The following is a 16,773-nucleotide window of genomic DNA, read 5'->3' as shown; positions in this document are numbered from 1 at the left end:
AACGAAATCGTTCGGAAAAGGAAGTTTCTATGAAGCGACTATTCTGCTTGGCCGCGATTGCGGCCGCACTGATGGGGCACAGTTTTACCGCACAAGCGGCAGGCGTGGAGTTCGGGATTGGCCAGACCGGCGAATCGACCATGACTTATCGTCTGGGCATGCAATTCGATTGGGACAAGAGCTGGTGGCAGAGCGACGTGGGTCGACTGACCGGTTACTGGAGCGGTGCCTACACCTACTGGGAAGGTGACAAAACCTCCGGCAACAACAGCCTGTCGTTCTCTCCCGTGTTTGTCTATGAGTTTGCCGGCCAGAACGTCAAGCCATACGTCGAACTGGGGGTTGGTGTGGCGTTTTTCTCCGACACTGAAATCGAAAACAACAATCTCGGCAGTTCCTTTCAGTTCGAAGACCGCTTCGGAGTGGGGCTGCGTTTTACCGGTGGTCATGAAGTCGGCATTCGTGCGACGCATTACTCCAATGCCGGTATCAGCAGCCCGAACAATGGTATAGAAAGCTACGCGTTGCATTACACGATGCCGTTGTAGCCAGTGAAACAGTCAAATGTGGGAGCGAGCCTGCTCGCGAAAACGGTTTAACATTCAACATGTGAGTTGACTGACACTCCGCTTTCGCGAGCAGGCTCGCTCCCACATGTGGCTTCGGTGAAGTTTGAAATTAGCGGTAAGCCGTCGAAATACCCTGTCGCTCATCAATGCATTCCGGTGCGCCCATCTCGAATTCCCGGCAAATCAGCGGGCGTTTTTCGTAGATGGTGCACATCATCGTGTCGCGATCGAGCGCGGCGCACCAGCCATCATCCAGGCGCAACATGACTTCCCCGCCCCAGTCATCGGTATCGATATAACGCTCGGGCACGCCTGTGTCGGTGATCAACATGACTTCAAGCTGGCAGCAGCAAGCTGCACAACTCGAACACGTCACGGCCGGCTCGGCAATTTGAAGGTGGGGAATGGTATTCATGGCGCGCAGTGTAAGGCAGTCGGCCGGTACTGTGTGAAAGCTCGGACGGACGCTCGGCCGCAGACGACAGGGTTTGTCGTGCGGCCTGGAATGGCAACCTGCGCGTCTAGTCCTTGATCGGCGGACTGCTGCGCACCATGCGCTTGCCGATGGCCAACTTCACCTGCTCGGGCATCGGCGAGAGCGGCCAGAGGGCTGCCATGAACAATCCCGGGAAGGCGATTTCCAGCGGGCGATCCTTGAGTTTGGCGAAAATGTGCTTTGCGGCCTTATCCGCCGGCCAACTCAATGGCATGGGGAGATCGTGTCTGACTTTCAGCGGAGTATCCACAAACCCGGGGCCGATCACGGTAACTTCGATGCCCTCAGGTGCCAGCGCAATGCGCTGGGACTCAAACAGCGTTCGCATCCCCGCCTTCGAAGCGCCGTAGGATTCAGCCCTGGGCAGCGGCAGATAGGTTACCGAACTGGCCATGCCGACCAAGTGCGGGGCGATGCCGGCCCGCAATAACGGCGAGGCAGCTTCGATGCAATAGCTGCTGGCGAGCAGATTGGTCCGCACCACGTGCTCGACGATCGAGGCATCGAACTGCTTGGCATCCACATATTCACAGGTGCCAGCATTGAGGATCACCGTGTCCAGCGAGCCCCACTGTTCAGCGATCTGCTCGCCGATTTCACGCACGGTCTGACTGTTGGTCAGGTCGCCGGCCAGCACCAGTACCTGGCCCGGATATCGCTGGGACAAGACTTTCAACGGCGCTACCGAACGTGAGCTGACTGCCAGGTGAGCACCGGATTTCAGTATTTCTTCGGCCAACGCCGCGCCAATGCCGCTGCTGGCGCCGGTCAGCCAATATCGTCGTGGCGGCGTAAGACTCATCCCCATCTCCTTTTTGGCCAGAAAATCGTCCGGCCCAGCCAACTACTCATGGTAGCCTCCTGTGCCTTGTCGTTGTGGCAGATTTTTGAACGCAGCGAGGGCCCGTGTGCGGGACGCGTGCAAGTCGACAATCGGGGGTGGATAATCCGCGACCCCGAACAGTCCGACGAGGCTCGCCGGGTTGTGCACTTCCTTTTTGTTCAAGCCTGCCAATTCCGGCAACCAGTGCTTGATGAATACACCTTCGGCGTCGAATTTTTCCGACTGGCTCAACGGATTGAAAATCCGGAAGTAGGGCGCCGAGTCGGTGCCGGTCGACGAGCTCCATTGCCAGCCGCCATTATTCGCAGCCAGATCACCATCGATCAGGTGACGCATGAAAAAGCGTTCGCCTTCGCGCCAATCGATCAACAGGTTTTTGGTCAGGAACATCGCTACCACCATGCGCAGGCGGTTGTGCATCCAGCCGGTCTCCAACAGCTGTCGCATGGCCGCGTCGATGATCGGCAAGCCTGTGCGGGCCTGTTGCCAGGCCACGAGTTCTTCCGGTGCATCGCGCCAGGCCAGGGCCTCGGTTTCCGGACGGAAAGCACGGTGGCGCGAAACCCTCGGGTAACCCACCAATATGTGTTTATAGAACTCGCGCCACAGCAGTTCATTGATCCAGGTCACGGCACCGACCTTGCCGCTTTCGAATTCGCCTTGATTGCTTTGCAGCGCAGCGTGCAGGCATCGACGCGGGGATATCACCCCGGCGGCGAGATAGGCTGACAGTTGGCTGGTACCGGGTTTCGCCGGGAAGTCCCGTTCGCTTTGGTAGTAGTCGATCTGGGCATCGGTGAAGCTGTCGAGGCGGCGTCGGGCCTCGGCTTCGCCGGCTGGCCACAATGCACGCAAGCGCTCGGTGGGTGGGGTGAACCCTGGGATGCGGGTTGGAATCTCATCGCTGGCAATGTTCAGCGGCGTTTGCGCCATGGGAGCGCTGACCAGGCGGGGCAGCGACCGGTGCAGGCGTTCGTAGCAGACCTTGCGGAACTGACTGAAGACCTGGAAGTAGGTCCCGGTTTTGGTCAATACGCTGCCAGGCTTGAACAGCAACTGATCGAGATAGCTGTGAACATCGATGCCTTGGGATTTCAGCGTCTCGGCTACCGCCGCATCCCGGCGGGTTTCATGAATGCCGTATTCCTCATTGAGGTGCACGGCACCGATGTTCAGCCGTTGGCAAATATCCAGCAACACCTGCGGCGCGTCATTCCAGCGCGGAGCGTTGCGGATCAGCAGGGGGATGTTCAGTTCGCCCAGTGCCTGTTTCATTTCACCCAGGTTGCGCAGCCAGAAGTCCACTTTGCACGGTGCATCGTCGTGTGCCAGCCATTGTTCCGGACTCAGCAGATATACCGCCACACTCGGCCCCACCGCCGCAGCGGTGGCGAGGGCGGTGTTGTCGTGTATGCGCAAATCGCTGCGCAGCCAGATCAATTGCATGGAGGTGTCCATTAAATCAGCCCACGCTGAACGAGTGCCTGGTGTGCCAACAACGGATCTTCGGCCAGGTACAGATCAGCGATTACGAAAGTTCTGACGGACAACTCGGTATGGTGAATGCACACCGTTGGTCCGGCGATCATTTTTGGGCAACTGACGCCATTCAAAAGTTTCGTCAGCTGCGAAAGGTTTATGGCTTTGCTGGAATACAGCAGTACGCCTCGGGCTTGCAGACGGTCGACCGCCAGCGAAAGTTCGCCGACAGGCAGCGGCCAGTCGAACACCTCCACCGGGCAATCGGTGCTACTGATCAACCATGCGGTGAGCCACAGATGAGGTTCCAGTGGCAAATCCGAGTGATTGATCAGCAGCAGTGGGGCGGCGTTTAGCTGACGGTTGTTATGGTAGATGCGCGCGCCGAATTTGCTGCGTAACCAGGAATAAAAAAACACGCGCTCCATCTGGGCGCCGAACTGGCCCTGCCAGCGCTGCTCCAGTTCCGCCAGTAAAGGCATCAGCAGTTGCTCGCACAAGGTGCGCGGCGGGTACAACGCCATGGCCTGATTGACGGTGTCGTCCAGCGTACGTTCTTTCAATTGCGTAACCGCGTTCAGCAAGGTCTGGCGCAGCAGGTGCCAATCGTTTTCCACGGGTTCGCTGAAGGCTTGTGGGGTTTCGAGCAATTGCTTGACCTGGCTGACAGCGACACCGCGGTTGAGCCAGGTGAGGATCATCAGGATGCGCTGCACATGCTCGGTGGAGAACAGTCGATGCCCTTTGGGCGTGCGTTGCGGCACGATCAGGCCATACCGCCGCTCCCAGGCACGTAAGGTGATGGCGTTGACCCCGGTCTGCCGGGCCACTTCACGAATCGGCAGCCAGCCTTCGTCGAGGGCTTTCTTGAAGTCCATGCCGTGGTCTTCGCTGGCGCTGCTGTCGAGGGGGGCTTTCATCAGATGGTGTTTCGCAAACTGAGGTTTTCCGGGTGCGGTTGCAGGTAAACCTGTTGCGCAATGTAAGGATCGGGGTGTTGACGAAAGTGATGCTTGAGCAGCGTCAATGGCACCACCAAAGGCACGATGCCGTGGCGATACTGGCCGATGACGTGCTGCACTTCCTGCTTGTCCTCGGCGCTGATCGCCTGTTTGAGATAGCCGCTCAGATGCTGCAAGACATTGGTGTGGGTGCGGCGCGTGGCGCATTTTTTCAGCGCGGCCATCAGCTCACTGAAGTAGCGTGGGCCAAGCTCTCGCGGATCGGTGTGTCCCATATTGCCCAACAGATTGCCCAGGATTTTGTATTGCACCGGGTTGTGGGCCATCAGCAAATATTTGTAGCGCGAATGAAAGTCCGTCAGGCCGCGACGGCTCAGGCCTTCTTTCAGCAGGTGCTGCCAGGCGCTGTAGGCGAATACGCGGGTAAGGAAGTTTTCTCGCAGTACCGGATCGTTGAGCCGACCGTCTTCTTCCACCGGCAGGTCAGGATGCAAGGCGCAGAACGCCCGCGCATAGATACCCTGGCCGCCGCTATCCTGCGGTGCGCCGTTGGCATGATAGACCTTGACCCGTTCCATGCCACAGGAGGGGGACCTCTGCATGAAGATATAGCCGCAGATATCGCCCAGTTCCGCCGCCATCTGTTGACCGTACTCGGCCAGTAGTCGGGTAACGTTCAGTTGGCGATCGACCGTGCCGACGGCTTCGGGCTGATTCGGATCACCCACCAACCGGATCGGCTCGCGAGGAATGCCCAGGCCAATGGCGACTTCCGGGCAGACCGGCACGAAATCAAAGTAATCGGTGAGGATGCGGCTGCACAGTCGCGATGCCTTGTGCCCGCCGTTGTAGCGCACCTCGGCGCCCATCAGGCAGGCGCTGATGGCGATTTTCGGTTTCGCGGCGGGAACGAGCATTGAAGCACCTCGGAATCAGAGCCTGTACAGAAACAAAATCTGTACGGCATGAGTTCATCTTAGATTCAAAGGTGTACAAGTCAATTTTTTTGTATAGGTTTTTCGGGGCGTAGTGAACGCAATCGCCCGGCATCACTGTATTCGTTGTTTAAGGGGCGGGCTGCTGTCCATGTCGACAGCAGCAAATGACGCGGGATTCACTGCAGATGCGCGTGCAGACGGCGAGCGGCTTCCTGGCCACTGAGCCAAGCCCCTTCGACACGTCCTGACAGGCACCAGTCGCCACAGGCGTACAGGCCCAGGTCGGCATCGGCCAGGGTGCCCCATTCATGGCTGCTGGCCGGGCGGGCGTAGAGCCAGCGGTGGGCAAGGCTGAAGGATGGCGCCGGCATGGCGTCGTGCAGCAATTCGGCAAACGCACCGTGCAACTGCTCGATCACCGCTTCTTTTGGCAGATCGATGTGCTGGCGGCTCCAGGCGCTGGTGGCATGCAGCACCCAGGTGTCGAGGGTGTTGTCGCGCCCCGGTTTGCTGCGGTTGCGCGCCAGCCAGTCCAGTGGGCTGTCTTGCACGAAGCAGCCTTCCATGGGCGTATCCAGCGGAGTTTCGAACGCCAGTGCGACGGCCCAGGTAGGGTCCATTTTTACCCCCGCGGCAGCGCCGGCCAGCTTCGGCGCGGAAGCCAGCAACGCCGTTGCCTGCGGCGCCGGCGTGGCGATCACCACGTGGCTGAACGGGCCGTGGGTAAAGCCTTCGGCATCCTGCAGATGCCAGTGTTCTTCACCACGATAGACCTCGGTGATCCGGCAGGCGAAATGCACTTCAAGATCGCCGATCAAGGCGCGGGTGATGGCGCTCATGTGTGGGGTACCCACCCAGCGCGTCTGTTCGTCCGGCGACAGGTTCAGTTGGCCGCCATGGTAGGTGTACAGCTGCGGTGTCCACTCAGCGACCCAGCCGTTGGCTTGCCAGCGCTGGACTTCGGTGACGAAGCGGCGATCCCGGGCAGTGAAATATTGCGCGCCCATATCCAGAGCACCCGCATCGCTGCGCTTGCTCGACATGCGTCCGCCACTGCCGCGGCTTTTATCGAAAAGTTGCACGACATGCCCTGCGTCTGTCAGGGCTTGTGCGGCTGAGAGTCCGGCAATGCCGGTGCCGATGATTGCGATAGGTACAGTCATAAGGGCCTCGTTTACCTTTCTGTACAGACTACGCCGGGGTTTAAACCTGTACAATGATGTTTTTCGGTATAACTTTTAGCGTTCTCGTTCCGACAGCTTGGCCTATTGTTAAACACAGAGTCTGCCCGATATCAAAGATCCCTTGCTTATAAAAATAGACTAGTGATCAGGGTAAAACGCCACGCGAGGAAGAAGTCATGCACATATTGCTGACCGGCGGTACTGGTTTGATAGGACGTCAGCTCTGCCGTCACTGGTTGAGCCAAGGCCATCGTCTGACGGTCTGGAGCCGGACGCCTGCAAAGGTAGCTAAAGTCTGTGGTGCTCAAGTGCGTGGTGTCGCTCGACTCGAGGACGTGGGGCAGGAGCCTGTCGACGCCATTATCAATCTCGCCGGTGCGCCGATCGCCGACCGCCCCTGGACGACCAAACGCAAGGCGCTGCTCTGGAGCAGCCGCATCACCCTGACGGAAAAATTGCTGGCCTGGCTCGAAACTCGTGAGCAGAAACCGCAGGTATTGATTTCCGGTTCCGCTGTCGGCTGGTACGGCGACGGCGGTGAGCGTGAGTTGACCGAGGACTCGCCACCGGTTATCGACGATTTTGCCAGCCAGCTGTGCATCGCTTGGGAGGAGACAGCCCAGCGCGCCGAAGCCTTGGGTATCCGCGTGGTGCTCATCCGCACCGGGTTGGTGTTGTCCGCCGACGGCGGCTTTTTGTCGCGGCTGTTACTGCCGTTCAAACTGGGGTTGGGCGGGCCGATCGGCAATGGTCGGCAATGGATGCCGTGGATCCATATCAACGATCAAATCGCCCTGATTGATTTTCTTCTGCATCGCAATGAAGCCAGCGGTCCATATAATGCCTGCGCACCGAAGCCGGTGCGCAATCGCGAGTTCGCCAAAACCCTGGGCAGCGTGTTGCACCGCCCCTCGTTCATGCCGATGCCGGCCCTTGTGTTGAAGGTCGGGCTGGGCGAATTGTCGTTATTGTTGCTGGGTGGCCAGCGGGCCACGCCGGCGCGCTTGCTCAAAGCGGGTTTCACTTTCCAGTTCACTGATTTGCGCGCGGCCCTGGACGATCTGTCCAGCCGCCTCTGAAATAGGACGTTGCATGACCGATCACGCGTTGCTTCTGGTCAACCTGGGCTCACCTGCCTCCACCTCGGTGGCGGATGTGCGCAGCTACCTCAATCAGTTTCTGATGGACCCGTACGTGATTGACCTGCCATGGCCGGTACGACGTCTGTTGGTGTCGTTGATTCTGATCAAGCGTCCCGAGCAGTCGGCCCATGCCTACGCCTCGATCTGGTGGGAGGAGGGCTCGCCACTGGTGGTGCTCAGTCGCCGTCTGCAACAGGCCATGACTGCCCAATGGCATCACGGTCCGGTGGAACTGGCGATGCGTTACGGCGAACCGTCCATTGAATCGACGCTGCAGCGCCTGTCAGCCCAGGGCCACAAAAAGATCACCCTGGCGCCGCTTTATCCACAATTCGCCGACAGCACCACCACGACGGTGATCGAGGAGGCCAAGCGGGTAGTGCGCGAAAAGAAACTCGATGTGCAGCTGTCGGTGCTCCAGCCGTTCTACGATCAACCGGAATATCTCGATGCGCTGGTGGCCACGGCCAAACCGCATCTGCAACAGGACTACGATCATTTGTTGCTGAGCTTCCACGGTCTGCCGGAGCGACACCTGAAAAAACTCAACCCGGGCCACAGCTTCGAAGGCGGCGGTGATTGCTGCGCCGGTGCGCCGCCGGAGGTGGTCGCCACCTGTTATCGCGGCCAGTGCCTGCGCACCGCCAAGGAGTTTGCCAAGCGCATGGGCTTGCCGGACGGCAAGTGGTCGGTGTCGTTCCAGTCGCGTCTGGGCCGCGCCAAGTGGATCGAACCCTACACCGAAGCACGCCTCGATGAATTGGCCAAAAGTGGCGTGAAGAAGGTGCTGGTGATGTGCCCGGCATTCGTTGCCGATTGCATCGAGACGCTGGAAGAGATCGGTGATCGCGGGCTGGAGCAGTTCCGCGAAGCGGGAGGGGAGGAGTTGGTGCTGGTGCCGTGCCTCAACGATGATCCGCAGTGGGCGAAGGCCTTGAATACGCTGTGTGAGCGAGCGCCGTTGGCATTGTAGAAACACAAATTGTGGCGAGGGAGCTTGCTCCCGTTGGGTTGCGAAACAGCCCCAAAATCCTCACGGTCGATGCAGATTTTGTGAGTGCTGCGCACTCAAGCGGGAGCAAGCTCCCTCGCCACAGGGAATTGAGTCGCTTGTTTATAACAGCGGCTCATCCGCCTTCTTGTGTTTCCAGCTGTCATTGCCCGGCAGGATCAGGTTCAGCGCAATCGCCACCACCGCGCACAGCGCGATGCCTTTGAGGCCGAAATCGTCGGGACCGGTGCCGGTGCCGACCAGTACGCCGCCAATCCCGAACACCAGGGTCACCGACACGATCACCAGATTGCGTGCCTCGCCCAGATCGATCTTGTGGCGAATCAGCGTATTCATGCCTACCGCTGCGATCGAACCGAACAACAGGCAGAGAATCCCGCCCATCACCGGCACCGGAATGCTTTGCAGCAGCGCACCGAATTTGCCGATGAACGCCAGGCAGATGGCGAAAATCGCCGCCCAAGTCATGATTTTCGGGTTGTAGTTCTTGGTCAGCATCACCGCGCCGGTAACTTCGGCATAGGTGGTGTTGGGCGGACCGCCGAACAGGCCGGCTGCGGTGGTGGCAATGCCGTCGCCCAGCAAGGTGCGGTGCAGACCCGGTTTTTTCAGGTAATCGCGTCCGGTCACGCTACCCACGGCAATCACGCCGCCGATATGCTCGATGGCCGGAGCCAGGGCTACCGGAACGATGAACAGGATCGCTTGCCAGTTGAATTCCGGTGCTGTGAAGTTCGGCAGGGCGAACCACGGTGCAGCGGCAATCTTGGCGGTGTCGACCACGCCGAAGTAGAACGACATGCCAAAACCCACCAGCACGCCGGAGATGATCGGCACCAGGCGGAAAATGCCTTTGCCGAACACTGCGACGATCAGGGTGGTCAGCAAGGCCGGCATCGAGATCAGCATCGCCGTCTGGTAATGAATCAGCTCGGAACCGTCACCCGCCTTGCCCATCGCCATGTTGGCGGCAATCGGCGCCATCGCCAGGCCAATGGAGATGATCACCGGACCGATCACCACCGGTGGCAGCAGGCGGTCGATGAAGCCGGTGCCTTTGATCTTCACGGCAAGGCCGAGGAAGGTGTAGACGAAACCGGCCGCCATCACGCCGCCCATGGTCGCGGCTAGGCCGAACTGGCCCTTGGCGAGAATGATCGGGGTGATGAACGCGAAGCTCGACGCCAGGAACACCGGCACCTGACGCCCGGTGACGACCTGGAACAGGATTGTCCCCAGGCCCGCGGTGAATAATGCCACATTCGGGTCGAGCCCCGTGATCAGCGGCATCAATACCAGGGCGCCGAAGGCCACGAACAGCATCTGGGCGCCAGACAACACCGTGCGCCAGAGCGGATCGTTGAACTCTTGCTGCATGCTCACGCGTCCTTCTGCTTGGTGCCGAAGATCTTGTCGCCAGCATCGCCCAGGCCCGGGATGATGTAACCGTGTTCGTTGAGCTTCTGGTCGATGGAAGCGGTGTAGATGATTACGTCCGGGTGGGCCTTCTCGACCACGGCAATACCTTCCGGCGCGGCGACCAGCACCATGGCGCGGATGTCCTTGCAGCCGGCTTTCTTCAACAGGTCGATGGTGGCGACCATCGAACCGCCGGTGGCGAGCATCGGGTCGATGATCATTGCCAGGCGCTCGTCGATTTCCGGTACCAGTTTCTCAAGATAGGTGTGGGCTTCGAGGGTTTCCTCGTTGCGGGCCACGCCCACAGCGCTGACTTTGGCGCCCGGGATCAGGCTGAGCACGCCTTCGAGCATGCCGATACCGGCGCGCAGGATCGGCACCACGGTAATCTTCTTGCCGGCGATTTTCTCGACCGACACCGTGCCGCACCAACCCTCGATATCGTAGGTTTCCAGTGGCAGGTCTTTGGTGGCTTCATAGGTCAGCAGGGCGCCGACTTCCTGAGCGAGCTCACGGAAATTCTTGGTGCTGATGTCTGCGCGGCGCATTAGGCCAAGTTTGTGACGGATCAGCGGATGGCGGATCTCGAGGATGGGCATGGGGAAAGGCTCCGGCGGCGGGCAAAAAAACCGGCCTAGATTAATCTATCCGAGGGTGATGTCCTATAGACATAGAGTACGTTAGTCCACAATCGCTTGATCTGGCCTCGCTTGATGCGTACCTTTGCCGGCTTTTCCGAAACCGCCATCCCTGGAGAGCGCCATGTCCGCTGATCTCGAGCATATCCGTCAAATCATGCGAGAGGCTGACTGCCTGTACACCGAAGCTGAAGTCGAGGCAGCCATCGCCCGCGTCGGTGCACAAATCAACGATCAACTGGCGGACAGCAACCCGGTGGTGTTCTGTGTGATGAACGGCGGGCTGATTTTCTCCGGCAAACTGCTGACCCATCTGCACTTCCCGCTGGAAGCGTCCTACCTGCACGCCACCCGCTATCGCAACGAAACCAGCGGCGGCGAGCTGTTCTGGAAAGCCAAGCCGGAAGTGTCGTTCATTGACCGTGACGTGCTGATCATCGACGACATCCTCGACGAAGGTCACACCCTGGGCGCGATCATCGACTTCTGCAAACACGCCGGCGCGCGCAAAGTGCATACCGCCGTGCTGATCGATAAAGATCACGACCGCAAGGCTCGTCCTGACCTGAAGGCCGATTTCGTCGGTCTGCCGTGCATCGACCGTTACATCTTCGGTTACGGCATGGATTACAAAGGCTACTGGCGCAACGCCAACGGGATTTTTGCCGTTAAAGGCATGTAACCCCCCGCCGCAAGTCCCTGTGGAGCGAGCCTGCTCGCGAAGGCGTCGTGTCAGTCAGATTAATGGGGCTGGCACACCGCATTCGCGAGCAGGCTCGCTCCCACAATGGTTTCATGTGCTTTCGGATAGCCATGCTAGAGTGCTCGGCCCCGTTTCCGGAGCCTGTCATGAGCCTGTTGATCCGCTGCTGCGCCGCCCTGTTGCTGACCCTCAGCCTGCCCCTGGCCGCCGCTCCGGCGCCGATGCACGCCCAGTTCCTGCCGCCGGATGACTTGACCCTGCGTGACGCGCAACCCGAGCAGCAACAACTGTTGCAGGTCACCGAGTATTCGGTGGTGGTCGGCAGTCAGCGTCAATCCAATCAGCAGCCGATCCCGGTCACTTCGCCGCTGTTGATCCGCCTCAAGGGTAAATCCTTGAACAAGGGCGCAACCATCACTCAGGTGCTGGTCAACTTCGATGGCGAAAGCAAAAGCCTGAAAAAGCCGGTCTACGACGAGCAGAGCAAAACCCTGACGCTTTTTTACCCATTGGCGCAGTACCGGGTGGTCATCGACTTGTTGCGCAATGACACGGTGTATTGCCAGTTCCTCAGTTACGCCAACGGCCATGTCTGGGCCGATCTGCACACCGGCAGCATTCGTCCGCGTTGAGTGCCGGGCCTGCGCAGGGGTAAACTGCCCGCCCGTGAAATGTCTGCGAGCTGGAGTCGGCAATGCGTAAAGATAAGAAACAAGTGATTGGTGACGAGATCGGTGATGAGCAGATCAAGTTGTTCCTCGATTTCGAACCGGTCGACGCCACTTCGCCTTCGTTGCACAAACTGATCAAGGCCTACCGTGGTCTGCGTATCGATGATTTCGAGCGTTTCCTGACGTTCTTCGTCGAGGCGGGCTACGATCTGGACGGCAAGGATGAGCACGGCAATGACTTCGTTGCCCTGATCAAGGATCAGCGCAATGCACCGGATTACATCGAGCTGATCGAAAAGGCTCGCGGCTGATCCATTCTTGAGAGCATAACCATACCTGTGGCGAGGGAGCTTGCTCCCGCTTGAGTGCGCAGCGCTCACAAGATTTTTGGGACCGCTTCGCAGTCCAACGGGAGCAAGCTCCCTCGCCACAGAGGTCGGTGTTCAAGCAATGCTAATCTCCGGCCAATAAAAACGCCCCGCTCTCATTGAGAGCGGGGCGTTTTTATTGGGGCTGGATCAAGCGTAGCTTTCGGTTTCGCTGCTGGCTTCAACCAGTTCCAGGGCGACGTTGTTCTGCGTGTTGATCTTGCGATACAGCGCAGCGTCGGTTTCCAGGACTTTCTCGCGGGCGGGGAAGATTTCCGCCAGTTTGGCAGCCCATTCGCCTTTGGCTTTGCCCGGGAAGCATTTTTCGATCAGTTCCAGCATGATCGAAACGGTCACCGAGGCACCTGGCGAAGCACCGAGCAGGGCAGCCAGTGAGCCGTCCTTGGCCGCGACCAGTTCGGTACCGAACTGCAGGACGCCGCCTTTTTTCGGGTCTTTCTTGATGATCTGCACCCGCTGGCCGGCCACTTCCAGGCGCCAGTCTTCGGCTTTCGCTTCCGGGTAGAAACGACGCAGGGATTCCAGGCGCTGTTCCATCGATTGCATCACTTCGCTGACCAGGTATTTGGTCAGGTCCATGTTGTTTTTCGCCACGGCCAGCATCGGGCCGATGTTGCCGGCGCGAACCGACATCGGCAGGTCCATGAAGGAGCCGTGCTTGAGGAACTTGGTGGTGAAACCGGCGTAAGGTCCGAACAGCAGGGATTTCTTGCCGTCGACGACGCGGGTGTCCAGGTGCGGCACGGACATCGGTGGCGAACCCACTGCAGCCTGGCTGTACACCTTGGCCTGGTGGTGCTTGACCACTTCCGGGTTGTCGCAACGCAGCCATTGGCCGCTGATCGGGAAACCGCCGAAGCCTTTGCTCTCTTCGATGCCCGAAGCCTGCAGCAGCGGCAATGCCGCGCCGCCAGCGCCGAGGAAGACGAACTTGGCGTCGACGTCACGGGTGTTGCCGCTGTTCACGTCCTTGATGCTGACGGTCCAGCCGCCCTTGTTGCGCTTCAGGCCGGTGACGCGCTTGCAGTACTTGACCTGGGCATCGGGAGCGCTGGTCAGGTGCTTGAGCAACTGGTTGGTCAGGGCGCCGAAGTTGACGTCGGTGCCATTGATCACGCGGGTGGCGGCGAGGGTTTCGCCAGCGTCACGCCCCGGCATCATCAATGGCATCCACTCGGCCATCTTTGCCTTGTCTTCGGTGTATTCCATGTCCGCGAAGGCGTGGTGCTTGCTTAGCACCTTGAAGCGTTCCTTGAGGAAGGACACGCCGCTGTCGCCTTGGACGAAGCTCAGGTGCGGCACCGGGCTGATGAAGGACTTGCACGAACCGAAGGTGCCTTTTTTGGTCAGGTACGACCAGAACTGCTTCGACACCTCGAACTGGGTGTTGATGTGCACGGCTTTCTTGATGTCGACGGTGCCATCGGCAGCCTGCGGCGTGTAGTTCAGCTCGCACAGGCCGGCGTGACCGGTACCGGCGTTGTTCCATGGGTTGGAACTCTCGGCGGCACCGGAATCCATCAGCTCGACGACTTCCAGCTTGATCGCAGGGTCGAGCTCTTTGAGCAGTACCGCGAGGGTGGCACTCATGATGCCGGCCCCAACCAGTACTACGTCGACTGCTTCGTTATGCGCCATTTAACGCGTCTCCAAAATCTGCAGCACCAAATTGACGGCATGGCTGCCAGGCGTTCCGGGGCGAGTCAGTGATGCCCCTCGAACTCATGGCAGGATCGCCATGTCCGAATCTTCGCAATTTTTCGCAACTTCGACGGACGCTGCCTGCCGGGTCTAATCAGAGTCCCATGAACTCATTTCAACGAGCAGCTGGCAATTCGACTTATGGTCGATACATCCGTTTGTGCAACCAAATCCGTAGCGGACAGGCTTCAGGCTCCGGTATTCGAGGTGTACTCGGTCCTGTGTCGTCGGGCTGTTGTAGACGCTAATGGTGCATGTTCAGACGCAAAACTATTCATTTGCTCGCCACACTCTTGTGAAGTTGTGAAAACCCGTTTTTTTCACGCTCTTTTGAAGACGTGAACCTCAAAAAGGGCTGTCACAGCCTGGCACCGTGCCCGGATGGTCTGCCGCCAGGAGATACAAGGCGGCAAATCGGGCAAACAGCTCAGTGACCGAGCGTAATGACAGCTCTGCAGATTCGCGAAAAGTGGAGGTTTTGCTTGAGAAACAGCAAGCGCGCCAGCTTCACTCGATCTGTGTGGGCGGCTCTCTGTGGGCGGTGCGGGGTGTCAATACCAGGGCATTGACGATGCTGCGAGGCCCGATCAGGAGACGTCCTTATAATCGGGGGGAGATTGTAGCGAAGAAACGTGGGGAATTGGTCGTGTTTAATGACTTTTATTAGGCGTCTGGTCAGGTGGTCAACACTTGCTGCGCCCGTGAGTGGGGTTGATGTTGGGCGACGCGGGCGCTGGCGGGCAGGGGCTGGTGCAGCCAGTTCAGGCGAATTTCCTCGATTTCGACCCAGCCATCGCCCATGGGCTGGAGGCTGCATTGCTTGAAGGCCTGGCAATGGCCGTTGCGGTCGAGCAGGGCGAAGCAACGATGCAGCGGGCGTGGCGCGAACAATGAGATGAGATGGCGCATGGCGAATGACCTTGTGGGTAATTGCCGCTTACGTTGTCAGCAAGTCGTGACGTGCAGGTGAAAGGAGGGTGAACGATCTGTGACATCGAACCCCGATCTACAGGATTTGTCAGATATTTCAGTCATCGTTGCGAGACGCTAGTTCGCCGCAGTGGCGCACCGCTATACTGCCGGCCTGTTTGTGCCTGATTCTGGAGAGAAGAGCATGTTGCAACGCCTGTTGTTCGGTTTGATCACTGTGACCAGCTTGACGCTGGTCGGCTGCGCCCACAGCCCGCAACAACTGAACCCGGAACCCAAGCTGACGGCGCAACTGGCACCGGTAGGACGCGGTCAGCCGGTTGTGGTGCGTGTGGTGGACGGTCGTCCGTCGCCAACCCTGGGCACCCGTGGTGGTCTGTACCCGGAAACCAGCGCGATTACCGTACAGGGCGCGCAGATTCTGCCGAAGCTGCAGGCCCAGGCCGAAGCCGCCGTGCGCCTGTTGGGTTTCACCCCGACGGCCAATGCGATGAACGCTCCACAACTGACCGTGACCCTGGCCGAGCTGAAATATCAGTCGCCTAAAGAGGGCATGTATGTGACCGAAGCCACCATCGGCGCGACATTCCGCTCCGATGTGCAGAATGCCAACCGTCGTTACAGCGGTCGTTACGGCGCATCTCTGGACCAGCGCTTCGGCATGGCACCGAACCAGGAAACCAACACCAAGCTGGTCAGCGACGTGTTGAGCGACGCATTGACCCGCCTGTTCAAGGATCCGACCGTAGGTCAGATTCTCGGCGAGTAACCTTTCGCAAGATAAAAAAAAGCCCGGTGCCAGCGATGGTCCCGGGCTTTTTCTTATCTGCTGGCACTCGACTGTAGGAGCGAGCTTGCTCGCGATGGTCGTTAACGATTGCGCGGGGCATCTGATGCCACGCGGTGTTCTCAAGTCCATCGCGAGCAAGCTCGCTCCTACAAAGGGGCGCATGGGTCAGGCGGCCTGCGAGTAAAAGTCCAGCACGCTCACACCCGTCAGCAGATCCGCTTCCGGCAAATCCGCATGCTGATGGCCGCCCAGTGCGCAATACACCAGCCAATGACGGTCTTGAACGTTGAAGGCGAGACTGCCGACGAGGGTTTGTTGTTCTTCACTGTGACTGATGAGGTAAAGGCGATCCTGGTTTTCGGCGTGGAGCATGACGCAGTCCGTGTCGGTTTCGAGGGGGCACAGACTGGCCTATTCAGATGACGAAGCCGTGACGCCGGACAGCCTTTGGTCAATTGCTTCGTTTTTTGTCGGAAAGGGAGGGCAGGTATGAAGGCTTTCGGTAGAATCCGCGCCGCGGTCGTCCGTTCGGCGTCTGCCACACCTGATTTGCTTGAGGCTCGTGATGTCGCTGCATTTGATGACGCTGTTTTCCGCCCATCCCGCCAAATTGATCAACCTGCTGGCCTTGTTCTTTGCCTTTCCGGGCGGCTGGCTGCTGCACGCCACCCGTCGTCGCGAACAACGGGCGATGGCCAGTCTGCAGGCTCAACGCCAGAAACGTCCCAGCGAAGAACCCACGCTGGATTGGGCGACCCTGCGCATGAACCGGTTTTTCTACCGCTTCGGCTTCGCCTGCCTTGGCTTGGCACTGCTCGTATCCTGGATCAGCACGCGCGTCTGAATACCTAAAAGCAAAAGATCGCAGCCTTCGGCAGCTCCTACATGAGATTGCATTTCCCTGTA

At 59.1% G+C, this 16,773-nt stretch carries 19 protein-coding genes; 8 read left to right on the top strand and 11 right to left on the bottom strand.

The annotated features are described in order from the left end of the window. Positions 1–29: 29 nt before the first annotated feature. On the top strand, positions 30–548 hold the full coding sequence (locus ACW9HW_RS07390) for an acyloxyacyl hydrolase (protein ID WP_095192927.1): 519 nt from the start codon (positions 30–32) through the stop codon (positions 546–548). Between the two features lie 130 nt (positions 549–678). Here ACW9HW_RS07390 and ACW9HW_RS07385 read toward each other — a convergent pair whose 3' ends face one another. The 6 genes from ACW9HW_RS07385 to ACW9HW_RS07360 form a co-directional block, all read right to left on the bottom strand. Next, positions 679–984: a YkgJ family cysteine cluster protein gene (locus tag ACW9HW_RS07385; protein ID WP_095192928.1), complete on the bottom strand. Its 306-nt coding sequence runs from the start codon at positions 982–984 to the stop codon at positions 679–681. A 106-nt stretch (positions 985–1,090) separates the two neighbouring features. Continuing rightward, positions 1,091–1,867, bottom strand: a complete 777-nt coding sequence (locus ACW9HW_RS07380) for an SDR family NAD(P)-dependent oxidoreductase (RefSeq protein WP_095192929.1) — start codon at positions 1,865–1,867, stop codon at positions 1,091–1,093. Positions 1,868–1,909: 42 nt separating this feature from the next. Then, positions 1,910–3,355, bottom strand: a complete 1,446-nt coding sequence (gene phrB / locus ACW9HW_RS07375; protein WP_457399177.1) for a deoxyribodipyrimidine photo-lyase — start codon at positions 3,353–3,355, stop codon at positions 1,910–1,912. A gap of 11 nt (positions 3,356–3,366) precedes the next feature. Beyond that, entirely contained in the window at positions 3,367–4,308 is a 942-nt protein-coding gene (locus ACW9HW_RS07370) for a MerR family transcriptional regulator (RefSeq protein ID WP_457399175.1), read from the bottom strand. Continuing rightward, complete coding sequence (locus tag ACW9HW_RS07365) at positions 4,308–5,267, bottom strand: YbgA family protein (RefSeq protein ID WP_457399174.1); 960 nt, start codon at positions 5,265–5,267, stop codon at positions 4,308–4,310. The genes ACW9HW_RS07370 and ACW9HW_RS07365 overlap by 1 nt, the downstream gene beginning before the upstream one ends. A 197-nt stretch (positions 5,268–5,464) precedes the next feature. Next, positions 5,465–6,451 (bottom strand): NAD(P)/FAD-dependent oxidoreductase, encoded by a 987-nt coding sequence (locus ACW9HW_RS07360; RefSeq protein ID WP_095192933.1) that lies wholly within the window; start codon positions 6,449–6,451, stop codon positions 5,465–5,467. 197 nt (positions 6,452–6,648) lie between these two features. Here ACW9HW_RS07360 and ACW9HW_RS07355 point away from each other — a divergent pair, with 197 nt between their 5' ends. Then, a complete protein-coding gene (locus ACW9HW_RS07355) occupies positions 6,649–7,551 on the top strand; it encodes a TIGR01777 family oxidoreductase (protein ID WP_095192934.1) in 903 nt (300 codons plus the stop codon). Positions 7,552–7,564: 13 nt separating this feature from the next. Further along, positions 7,565–8,587 carry a ferrochelatase gene (gene hemH, locus ACW9HW_RS07350; protein WP_095192935.1) on the top strand — a complete coding sequence of 341 codons (1,023 nt, stop codon included), beginning with the start codon at positions 7,565–7,567 and terminating at the stop codon, positions 8,585–8,587. Positions 8,588–8,728: 141 nt separating this feature from the next. On the opposite strand, the gene ACW9HW_RS07345 is transcribed toward hemH, so the two are convergent. Beyond that, complete coding sequence (locus tag ACW9HW_RS07345; protein WP_457399171.1) at positions 8,729–10,003, bottom strand: uracil-xanthine permease family protein; 1,275 nt, start codon at positions 10,001–10,003, stop codon at positions 8,729–8,731. 2 nt (positions 10,004–10,005) lie between these two features. Continuing rightward, entirely contained in the window at positions 10,006–10,644 is a 639-nt protein-coding gene (gene upp, locus ACW9HW_RS07340; protein WP_008060213.1) for a uracil phosphoribosyltransferase, read from the bottom strand. A gap of 163 nt (positions 10,645–10,807) precedes the next feature. Between upp and ACW9HW_RS07335 the strand changes: the two genes are divergently transcribed. The 3 genes from ACW9HW_RS07335 (at position 10,808) to ACW9HW_RS07325 (ending at position 12,368) form a co-directional block, all read left to right on the top strand. Further along, the gene (locus ACW9HW_RS07335; protein WP_095192937.1) at positions 10,808–11,365 is read left to right on the top strand and encodes a hypoxanthine-guanine phosphoribosyltransferase; all 558 of its coding nucleotides are present in this window, start codon (positions 10,808–10,810) and stop codon (positions 11,363–11,365) included. Positions 11,366–11,532: 167 nt separating this feature from the next. Beyond that, positions 11,533–12,018, top strand: a complete 486-nt coding sequence (locus ACW9HW_RS07330) for a hypothetical protein (protein ID WP_095192938.1) — start codon at positions 11,533–11,535, stop codon at positions 12,016–12,018. A 62-nt stretch (positions 12,019–12,080) separates the two neighbouring features. Further along, a complete protein-coding gene (locus ACW9HW_RS07325; protein WP_095192939.1) occupies positions 12,081–12,368 on the top strand; it encodes a PA4642 family protein in 288 nt (95 codons plus the stop codon). Positions 12,369–12,575: 207 nt separating this feature from the next. On the opposite strand, the gene mqo is transcribed toward ACW9HW_RS07325, so the two are convergent. Together mqo and ACW9HW_RS07315 are read right to left on the bottom strand one after the other, a co-directional pair. Continuing rightward, positions 12,576–14,084, bottom strand: a complete 1,509-nt coding sequence (gene mqo / locus ACW9HW_RS07320) for a malate dehydrogenase (quinone) (RefSeq protein WP_095192940.1) — start codon at positions 14,082–14,084, stop codon at positions 12,576–12,578. Positions 14,085–14,822: 738 nt separating this feature from the next. Further along, complete coding sequence (locus ACW9HW_RS07315) at positions 14,823–15,056, bottom strand: hypothetical protein (RefSeq protein ID WP_457399168.1); 234 nt, start codon at positions 15,054–15,056, stop codon at positions 14,823–14,825. Between the two features lie 205 nt (positions 15,057–15,261). On the opposite strand from ACW9HW_RS07315, the gene ACW9HW_RS07310 reads away from it, so the two are divergent. Then, positions 15,262–15,846 (top strand): YajG family lipoprotein, encoded by a 585-nt coding sequence (locus ACW9HW_RS07310; RefSeq protein ID WP_095192942.1) that lies wholly within the window; start codon positions 15,262–15,264, stop codon positions 15,844–15,846. 186 nt (positions 15,847–16,032) lie between these two features. Here ACW9HW_RS07310 and ACW9HW_RS07305 read toward each other — a convergent pair whose 3' ends face one another. After that, on the bottom strand, positions 16,033–16,239 hold the full coding sequence (locus ACW9HW_RS07305) for a hypothetical protein (RefSeq protein ID WP_095192943.1): 207 nt from the start codon (positions 16,237–16,239) through the stop codon (positions 16,033–16,035). Between the two features lie 193 nt (positions 16,240–16,432). Between ACW9HW_RS07305 and ACW9HW_RS07300 the strand changes: the two genes are divergently transcribed. After that, the gene (locus ACW9HW_RS07300) at positions 16,433–16,711 is read left to right on the top strand and encodes a hypothetical protein (protein ID WP_457399166.1); all 279 of its coding nucleotides are present in this window, start codon (positions 16,433–16,435) and stop codon (positions 16,709–16,711) included. Positions 16,712–16,773: the final 62 nt, after the last annotated feature.

The sequence above is a fragment of the Pseudomonas sp. SDO5532_S415 genome, from assembly GCF_054071155.1.
The sequence above is the reverse complement of the archived record's forward strand: the minus strand, read 5'-3'. Positions and strand labels throughout refer to the sequence as shown.